Source organism: Lascolabacillus sp., assembly GCF_028696275.1.
Classification (GTDB): domain Bacteria; phylum Bacteroidota; class Bacteroidia; order Bacteroidales; family Dysgonomonadaceae; genus Proteiniphilum; species Proteiniphilum massiliensis.
The window spans coordinates 1-9,350 of sequence record NZ_JAQVHI010000048.1 but is presented as its reverse complement, the minus strand read 5'-3'; the positions used below and the strand labels follow the sequence as shown (position 1 = coordinate 9,350).

Genomic DNA, 9,350 nt, shown 5'->3' with positions numbered 1-9,350 from the left:
CTGGCATACTTGAAACTGGAGTAAACATACCTCCAAGAAGAATCAGAATTAGAATAAAAAACATAACAAGAAAACTTGCCTGTTGCATAGTGGAAGAATAATTAGATATGATAAGTCCCAATCCTGAAATGGACAGAATAAAAACAATTGAAGAAAAAAGGATAGCGATAACACCTCCCATCGGCCAAAGCCCGTATAACATGTAGGCAGTTGTAACAGAAATAATCATTACAATTAATCCGACAATCCAGAATGGGATAAGTTTGGCAAGAATAAAATGATACCTTTTTACCGGGGTGACATTTATCTGTTGTATAGTACCATTTTCTTTTTCCATAACAATATTAAGTGCAGGTAAAATGCCACATATAAGCGTTAATAAGAGTACCATGAACCCTGGTATCATAAAATTCTTATAATCCAGTTCAGGGTTAAATTTATTTTGGGTGATAATATCAATCTTAGGTCTTCGCAACATGTTTTCTCTCGATTCCGGAGGAATTGTGTAAACTAACTCGCTACGTAGCTCCGACGAGAAATCATTCACAATCTGCATAATATAATTGCTGCCTAATAATCCAAGAGTGCCATTTACAGAATTCACTGCTACACCCAGAGAGGAAGTCCTGCTTTTAATAATATCTCTGTCAAACGATGCTGGTATCTCAATTATCATATCTGTCTCACCATTATCCATATTCAACATTGCTGTTTTATAATCAAGTGGAGTATCGTTAAGAATAAAATATTTAGAAGCATCAATTTTGTCGGTTAATCTTTTGGAGTAACTGCTTTTACTGTGATCCACAACATCTATTTTGATGTTTTTAATTTCAAAACTCACAGCCCATGGAAAAATGAGAAGTACCATAATTGGATACAATATGATCAATTTGGGAATCAAAGGATTTCTGAACATCTGCTTAAACTCTTTTTCTACGAGAAATTTTAAAGTTTTCATCCGATTAAAACTATTTATTTTAATATATCAGACTGAGGTAACCGCTTGTTACTTTATATCTACTCCAATCTCTTTTTTGTTTTTATAATTGTGACCCCCAAAAGGAACAGAGTCATTCCAATCAGTATCAGCAACTCTTTCCAGATTACAAATAATCCTTGTCCCTGGATCATTACTTTACGTACAGCATCAATAAACCATCGTGCCGGCACAATTGTAGATATTGCCCTTAATAATACAGGCATATTTTCCACGGGAAAAATCATTCCTGACAACATTAGTACCGGTATCATGGCAGTAATAGCCGAAAAAATAACCGCGTTAACCTGTTTATCTACTAAAGTGGAGACTGTCAAACCATATGTCAGAGTAAGTGAAATGTATATTATTGCGACCAAAGAAAGCAGAATCAGGCTACCATTCACAGGTACACCCATAACAAAATAACTTAGTAGTAGTATAATAACAAAGTCAATAAATGATATTACCATATAAGGTATAGTCTTTGCAAAAATCATTGTACCCTGTTTAAGTGGCGATGCAAGCAAAACCTCCATTGTTCCTCTCTCTTTTTCTCTGACGATAGAGACGGATGTCATTATAGTACATATAATCATAAGCACAAGTCCCATTATTCCAGGAACAAACATATAAGATGATTTCATTTGTGGGTTGTAGATCATTCTGTTCTCAGTCAGAATCTGAAAAGGAACCTCCGTAAGTTCGGTTTGCTCTTGCTGATAACCTAATATAATTGCAGAAGCATAAGATGCCGAGATATTTCCTCGATTGGGATCTGAACTATTTGCAATTAATTGAACCGCTGCACTTCCTGAATTCACTATATCTTCCTGAAAGTTATGCTGAAAGACAACTGCCAGATCGAGTTTATCCTTTCTCAATGCTTCTTCCATGTCATTCATTGTTTGCATATATCCCAGAAAGGTAAAGTAGGTATTGTTTTTAATTCTCTCAGCAATGTCTGTAGTAAAGTCATCTGGCACTGGATCATAAAAAGCTACTCTGATGTTCTGCACCTCCATATTTATAGCAAATCCAAACAGTAGGATTTCTACAACAGGCAGACCTATTATTATAAGCAATGTTCTGCTATCACGAATGATATGACGGAACTCTTTATCTACAAAAGCAATAAATTGTTTCATTTTAATCCCCTCTCTGCTTTGCGTGCAAGCTTTCTGAATACCTCATCCATTGTTTCAGCTTTGAATTGTCTTCTCAATTCTGAAGGTGAATCAAGGGCTTCAATTCTGCCATCTACCATTATTGATACTCGATTGCAGTATTCGGCTTCATCCATATAGTGAGTGGTCACAAAAACTGTAATTCCCCGGTCAGATGCATCATAAATCATCTCCCAGAACTGTCTCCGCATGGCAGGATCTACCCCACCTGTTGGTTCATCCAGAAAAACTATCTCGGGTTCATGAAAAATTGCAACCGAGAATGCCAGTTTTTGTTTCCAGCCCAAGGGAAGATATTTCACCAATGTATTTCGTTCTTTCTCAAAATCAAGTTTCTTGAGAAGTATATCTGTTTTTAATGCTATTTCTTTTCCTGAGAGACCATATATACCTCCAAAAAGTCTAATATTTTCCCAAACTTTCAAGTCTTCATAAAGTGAAAACTTTTGACTCATATAACCAATATTTCGTTTTATCAACTCGTTCTCTCTTATTATATCATAACCTGCAACTGTTCCCTCTCCTGCAGTTGGCATACTTATACCGCACAACATCTGCATTGCAGTTGTTTTACCTGCACCATTGGCACCAAGAAATCCAAATATTTCTCCCTCTTCAACATTAAATGAGATATGATCCACGGCGGTGAAACTGCCAAACTTTTTGGTAAGATCTGAAACCTCAATAACCTTTTTGCTCATACTATTTACTTGTCAATGCCATAAAACAATCCTCAACAGTTGGCTCTATAGAAGCTATTTTCACATCACTGAACTCTTTATCTAAGAGATATTGCTTTAGCTCATCAATCTGCAGATCATCATCTACCGTAATATGAATTTTGTCTCCAAATGCGAAACTTCTTTTAATTCCTTCATGGTTCCGTAATTCGTGCAGAATAGCCGACATCCTGCTTCCTTCAACGGCCCATAAACTCTCGGTGAATTTATCAATAATTCCTTTTGGAGTATCAGATGCAATAAATTTACCTTCGCGAATAAGAGCAATTCTATCACATCTGCCGGCCTCGTCCATATAGGCAGTAGATAATAGTATAGTAATACCTTGCTCTTTCAGACGTGCCAGCATATCCCAGAACTCTTTTCTGGAAACGGGATCTACACCTGTGGTGGGTTCATCAAGAATCAATATTTCAGGTTTATGAATCAGCGCACAACTTAATGCCAGCTTCTGTTTCATTCCTCCCGAAAGAGCACCTGCACGTCGATTCTTAAAAGGTTCAATCTGCTGGTAAATATCTTTAATGAGATGATAATTTTCTTCAATTGTAGTGCCAAATAGTGTTGCAAAGAACTTTAGATTCTCTTCTACACTCAAATCCTGATATAGTGAAAATTTGCCCGGCATATAGCCAATAATCTGTCTTATCTTTCTGTAATCTTTCACAATATCATATCTGTTCATAATAGCTGAGCCGCTATCAGGTAGAATAAGTGAGGCAAGAATTCTGAACAAAGTGGACTTTCCGGCACCATCGGGACCAATCACTCCAAATATCTCTCCATCATCTACCGTGAAAGATATCCCGTTGAGGGCATTTTTTTTCCCGCTCTTTCCGTAACTCTTATGTAAATCTTTTACCTCTATCATCTTAATTAAATTTCACTTCGCCATACATGCCAATTTTAAGAAATCCATCATTAGGTACAGCTATCCTAAGTGCATAAACCAGATTAGCCCGTTCATTTTTGGTCTGTATGGTTTTAGGAGTAAATTCTGATTTTTCTGATATCCATTTAATTGTCCCTTTATACGATTTCATACCTCCTTTGCCATCATCAACACTAACTGTCACCAGATCATTTAACTTAATCATAGCAAGCTGATCGTTTGTAACATATGCCCTTAAGTACATCACACCGGTATCAGCAACCTTAAAGAGAGGAGTGCCCATAGTAGCAAGTTCTCCAACTTCGATATATTTATTTAATACTGTACCTGAGATGGGACTTACTATGCGGGTTTTCTCAAGCTGATCATCAAGTTGTGCTATCTGTATTTCTAATGAGGAGCTTTGTGCTGTTATATGTGCAATACTTTTCTGAAGAGTGGATGTTTGTGCTGAAAGCTGACTCTCCAATACTTCCAGTTGAGATACAATATCATCTAGTTGTTTTTGATTTGCTGCATTAGCAGAAACCAACCTTTCCACTCTTTCCTTTTCTCTCTTCAAGCTGTTTATCTGATCTCTTAAAGCTGCTGTCTGAGCATTAATATCAGGCTGTTGAGCTATAACTCCTTTGGCATTGGAAAGAAGGCTCATTTTATGGAGGTATAGCTGTGTGCTATCTATAATTCCTACTAGTTGTCCCTTCTGTAACTGATCTCCTTCATTCAAATTAAATTCTAAAACTGTACCGTTTGCCTGAGAGGATACAATTACTTCAGTTGCTTCGAATGATCCGGTAGCGTCGTAATTATCTTCTCCATCTTTGCATGAAATCATCAATAGTAGAATTGATATTGCAGTGAATAATTTAAATGGTTTCATAATTTAATTATATGTTATATCTTATTGTAGCCATGTTGTTATTTTTCAGACATTTAAGCCCGAAATAAGATAGAATTAGTTTTGATTTGTAATGTATTTAAGAGAATAAACAGACATTAGAAATTGAATCTCATGCAGAACCTTTGCCTGCTTGGCTGACTCTTCTGCAATAATTTCCTTCATCAGATCGGAAACGGTCATAGTACCATTCTCTACCTTTATTTCGGTAGTCTCACGTATCTGAGTATGCAGTCTGATAATTTCTTCATCATCCTGCATAGTTTTTCTATATTTTTCAATTTCAATTTGTTGTTGTGGTATCACTATATTCAGATTTTGAAGAAATATTTCTCTGCGTGAGTTGACTGCCGACTTTTGCAAATCAATCTTCCTGATGTCACTCTTCAAGGTGTATAGATTGCTGAAATTCCAGGTCAGTCGCACTCCTCCTAAAAAATAGGGGTTAAATTGGTTATCAAACATGTTTAGACCTGGTTTACCATAGCCTCCCTGAGCAAATGCACCAATAGTTGGCATTACACCTGCATTCAGGAGCGATTTCTGTGATTCTAAGGCATTCTCTTGTGCTTCAAACATCAGGATTTCAGGTCTGTTGATTATCGGCAGGATTGTTGTAATTCCTGGATCTGGTTTAACAAATACCATATCGCTATTAAGCTCTTCACCTATAAGTACCGACAACATTTGAATATACGCCATCAGATTTGATTCAAGATTAGTTCGCTGTTGCCTTGCTTTTAGCCGTTCAACTCTTACTATCATGAGGTCGGACTCGTTAGCTACACCATTTTGCATATAAGCTTTTACATTATCATAATTACGCTGAAGTTCTTTCTCCAGAATTCCAAGTTGATTTAATTGCTCTTTAATCAGTAAAACACCAAAATAGAGATTATTTACACGCTCTTTTAAAGTATATATCTCATTATTGAGCTGCCTTTTGTCTAACTCTGCATTAACCTCAATACTATTCTTTTGTGCCGAAACTCTTCCTCCGTCCCATATAAGCTGATTTAATTCAGCAACTACTCTGAATTGATCCCGATCAATAGTAGGAAGCTGAAATCCCGGTACTTCAAGATCAATACTTGTTACATCTGACTGCCATGTTCCTTGAGCAATAAAGGATCCCTGAGGGAAATATGCTTTATTAGCATTTGCAATGTTAAACTCTTTTGTTTTCTCAATAATATCATACATGGCAATTGCTGGATAGTTAGCCTCAGCCTTAACCTGACATTCTTCAATAGTTATATTTTGACCAGATATAAATGGTATGTACACTGAAGTCAAAACTATCGATATCAATAATGTTTTGAGTGGCATAATTATATTCTATTATTTTTTTATGGTTGCTGTTATCCATTCTAAAATCTTCTCTTTTCGTTCTGACACAAAATCAACAAACTCTTCTTTTTTTACTAATCCCGAAGATATGATCAATGGTTTTGCAACGAATGGGAATATAGTTAGACTTAATATATTGACTATCATATGAGAAGCTGTCATTTCGATGTTTCTCTCCTTAAGCTGTTTCTCTATAACCGGCTGTGCTATCAATCGAGCATTTTCAGTAATCTCTTTGAAGAGCTCCTTGTTAATTGTCAGTTCATTAAGTATAAAGATTGGAAGTTCTTCATTTTCAATAAGCAATTTGGTATAATTTTCAGTTATCAGTCTGATCTTGTCTTCTAATGGAATAGTCTCATCCCACATAACAGGACCAATTGCACCTAATAGAATCCTGAACTTCTCTTGCACTACTTTTTTGTAAAGTTTCTCTTTACTGCCAAAGTAATAATTCAACAATGCCAGATTTGTTTCTGCTTCCTCTGCTATCTCTCTGGTCTTTGTTGCTGCATACCCTTTCTGTGTGAAGAGTTTATCTGCTGCTTTGATAATTTTTTGTTCTGTTGTATTCTTATTCATCATTTTTTTTCAATATTCCCTGCAATAGAAAGTAAATGTAATTTAATCACATGATTTAAACATCTGTTTAAATCTTTTGTTTAATCAGACATTATGTATTTAACATTATTTAGCGCAGATCAGAATAGCGTTATAATCTCCACATATTCATCAAACTATGACATGCATACTAAAAATAGTATCCATAACTAACGTACGGATGAAATCGCCGTGACAATTCAGAATAACCCAATTCAAGTCGCAGTGGCCCGGCAACAGTCAGATAAGAGTAACCCAAATTAACACCTAAAAATGAATCACCTTCAAGGAGTGTGTGCAGATGATTGTTATGTATAGTAAAATTAAGATTGGTATATAGATAGTTATTTGTAGTAAAATTGTAATGGATATTCACATCAGTTGAAAACACCATGTTTTCAAGAAACTCCATGCCGGTTGATCCCTGAAGTGATATCTGTTGTGGCATATAGTGTCCATCTGTTCTTCCTCCTACCAAATTCCTGTACATTCGAGGTACACTGTCGTTCATAATATATCTGGCAGTAATACGAGGTGTAATAAAAACTTTATCACTAAGAGAAAAAGGTTTTAACATTTTCATCCTCACCACATTCAGGGGTGCTTCATTTTCCATACTCACGAAGTTGTCAGTATGTAGTGAGTACTGAAAAGAAAAATACAGACCAGAGGTGGGGAAGAAATCTTTGTTGAGATTATCGTATACTCCATTCAGCAGATAATTAAAATAGAGAAGGTCATTTAATTCTGATTGGGGTGATTCGAAAACACTACCCATCGCCTTGTAGAAATGGAAATGTTCCATCTGAGCTCCAAGATGCAGCATTATATTTCCGAAGTAAAACTCAGAAAAAACGAGATTCAGGCTATTTCTTGTTATCCCAAGATTATATAATAATTTACCTCTGTCATAAATACTTAGATCATTTTTACCTATTTTGTAATTTATACCCCCTTTAAAAAATATTCCACGGTTTATAGAATAATCAATCATCAGAAAGGGATCACGACTTAGTCTGGTGGTTATATCGAACATAGAATTGAGTGAACTATTCAGCCTGATTGTGGTATTTGCAAGTATTGCAGCCAAATCATTACTGTCAAAATGTATTCCCAGATTCAACCGATTAGCTTCTTTTACATCAACTGTTATAATAAGATCAAAAGGATCTTCACCTTCAAATCTGTAATAGACTCTGTCGAACATCCCGCTACCATAAATCTTGGAAATCATATTGTCCAGCTCTTCTCTGGTAATACTACCATTATAATTGTCTATCCATCTGTTCAGATAACTTCTCTCTCTTTGCGTTATTCCTTCAACATATATATTATTGATTGTAAGTGTATCAAGCTCAAGATATGGATTTCTCTTTTTAGTTTGATTGTAAAAATTGGTGTCGATGGAAAGAGACTTTTTAAGTTTGGTAAGTTCATCACGATGTTCAATTGCAGCAGTAAATCCCCTTTGAATAATAGTATCAATTGCTGTTTTGTGAAAATCCATCATTCCAAAAGGATACACATCAGGTGTAATTAAAATATCAGTATCTGAAATATTATTGTTTAATTTATACTGGCCAATAAAGTTCCATATCTGCTGAGTAATCTCAGAAATAGTTCCTCTGCTTTGTTCCAGTTCTTTCTCATCACGAGAAAAAGTAACTCCTATTACAATATCCGCACCCATGCTACGAACCAGATCCACAGGGTAATTATTAACTACACCGCCATCAATTAAAAGCATACTATCTCTCTCGACAGGTGTGAATACCCCGGGAATAGCCATACTTGCACGAATTGCTTCTGCAAGATTTCCTTCACGCATAACAATCTCGTTGCCTGTACGTACATCTGCTGATATACATCCAAATGGTATGGGCAAATCATCAAAACTGATATTATGATGATAACCTATTGTTGAATTCAGAAAAAGATTGTAAATATTCTGACCTGTATATACTCCGGCAGGTAGAGATACTATACGGGAATTTTCACCAAAAGGAAACTCATAGGGTAAGGAAACCACATATCTGCTTTGGTTATTTCTCCTGAATGCGGGTATATTTTCACGGTAAACACCATCACTCATAAGGTGGTTCCAGTCTTGTACCTGAATTAATGAGTCAATCATATCCGTGGTGTATCCCACTGCATACAGACCACCCACAACAGCTCCCATGCTGGTACCGGCTATATAATCGATAGGAATACCAATTTCTTCGAGTACTTTTAATACGCCCACATGAGCAAAACCTTTTGCACCACCACCACTTAAAACTACTCCAACCTTTTTCCTTTGAGGATTACTTCCAGGTGTAGCAACTTTATTCACCTCACTGCCTAAAACAACAATCACCAGGAATAAGTAAATACATATTATAGAAAGTCGTTTTTTCATTTGGCTAGTTGTAATATTAAATAATTGGATGTTACAAATATAACCAAAATTCATAAAAAGCGACTCTCTCTATTTAGGGGTAATAAATTATATAAAAAAATGCAATCTGGTTGGAAAAAGATATGACTGTTTGTGGATTATAAAAAGGTATATTATGGCAATATTCTCTAATATTTGTTAGAAGATGTTCGAATAAAAAGAGCGATTCGTTTTAATGAACCGCTCTTTTTATAAAAATTTATTGCTCCAATTTTTGTGACCCCGGAGGGGCTCGAACCCTCGACCCATTGATTAAGAGTCAAT

General features: G+C 35.8%; 8 protein-coding genes. All 8 read right to left on the bottom strand.

The genetic code is table 11. From position 1 onward, the window contains the following. Positions 1–961: ABC transporter permease (locus tag PHO43_RS09200; protein WP_288012026.1), on the bottom strand; the 961-nt coding region annotated here is incomplete at its 3' end. Between the two features lie 59 nt (positions 962–1,020). Further along, positions 1,021–2,127 carry an ABC transporter permease gene (locus PHO43_RS09195; RefSeq protein WP_045090222.1) on the bottom strand — a complete coding sequence of 369 codons (1,107 nt, stop codon included), beginning with the start codon at positions 2,125–2,127 and terminating at the stop codon, positions 1,021–1,023. Continuing rightward, a complete protein-coding gene (locus PHO43_RS09190) occupies positions 2,124–2,867 on the bottom strand; it encodes an ABC transporter ATP-binding protein (protein WP_288012024.1) in 744 nt (247 codons plus the stop codon). Before PHO43_RS09190 ends, PHO43_RS09195 begins: the two co-directional genes overlap by 4 nt. A gap of 1 nt (position 2,868) precedes the next feature. Next, on the bottom strand, positions 2,869–3,777 hold the full coding sequence (locus PHO43_RS09185; RefSeq protein ID WP_502867186.1) for an ABC transporter ATP-binding protein: 909 nt from the start codon (positions 3,775–3,777) through the stop codon (positions 2,869–2,871). 1 nt (position 3,778) lies between these two features. Beyond that, positions 3,779–4,678 (bottom strand): HlyD family secretion protein, encoded by a 900-nt coding sequence (locus PHO43_RS09180; RefSeq protein ID WP_288012022.1) that lies wholly within the window; start codon positions 4,676–4,678, stop codon positions 3,779–3,781. 75 nt (positions 4,679–4,753) lie between these two features. Further along, complete coding sequence (locus tag PHO43_RS09175; RefSeq protein WP_074010691.1) at positions 4,754–6,025, bottom strand: TolC family protein; 1,272 nt, start codon at positions 6,023–6,025, stop codon at positions 4,754–4,756. A 12-nt stretch (positions 6,026–6,037) separates the two neighbouring features. Then, a complete protein-coding gene (locus PHO43_RS09170) occupies positions 6,038–6,631 on the bottom strand; it encodes a TetR/AcrR family transcriptional regulator (RefSeq protein ID WP_053825924.1) in 594 nt (197 codons plus the stop codon). 166 nt (positions 6,632–6,797) lie between these two features. Then, positions 6,798–9,047 (bottom strand): patatin-like phospholipase family protein, encoded by a 2,250-nt coding sequence (locus tag PHO43_RS09165; protein WP_053825923.1) that lies wholly within the window; start codon positions 9,045–9,047, stop codon positions 6,798–6,800. Positions 9,048–9,350 lie beyond the last annotated feature (303 nt).

Coding starts and splice junctions, on each gene's coding strand:
- PHO43_RS09195 (WP_045090222.1), bottom strand. CDS start 2,127: ATGAAACAATTTATTGCTTTTGTAGATAAAGAGTTCCGTCATATCATT.
- PHO43_RS09190 (WP_288012024.1), bottom strand. CDS start 2,867: ATGAGCAAAAAGGTTATTGAGGTTTCAGATCTTACCAAAAAGTTTGGC.
- PHO43_RS09185 (WP_502867186.1), bottom strand. CDS start 3,777: ATGATAGAGGTAAAAGATTTACATAAGAGTTACGGAAAGAGCGGGAAA.
- PHO43_RS09180 (WP_288012022.1), bottom strand. CDS start 4,678: ATGAAACCATTTAAATTATTCACTGCAATATCAATTCTACTATTGATG.
- PHO43_RS09175 (WP_074010691.1), bottom strand. CDS start 6,025: ATGCCACTCAAAACATTATTGATATCGATAGTTTTGACTTCAGTGTAC.
- PHO43_RS09170 (WP_053825924.1), bottom strand. CDS start 6,631: ATGATGAATAAGAATACAACAGAACAAAAAATTATCAAAGCAGCAGAT.
- PHO43_RS09165 (WP_053825923.1), bottom strand. CDS start 9,047: ATGAAAAAACGACTTTCTATAATATGTATTTACTTATTCCTGGTGATT.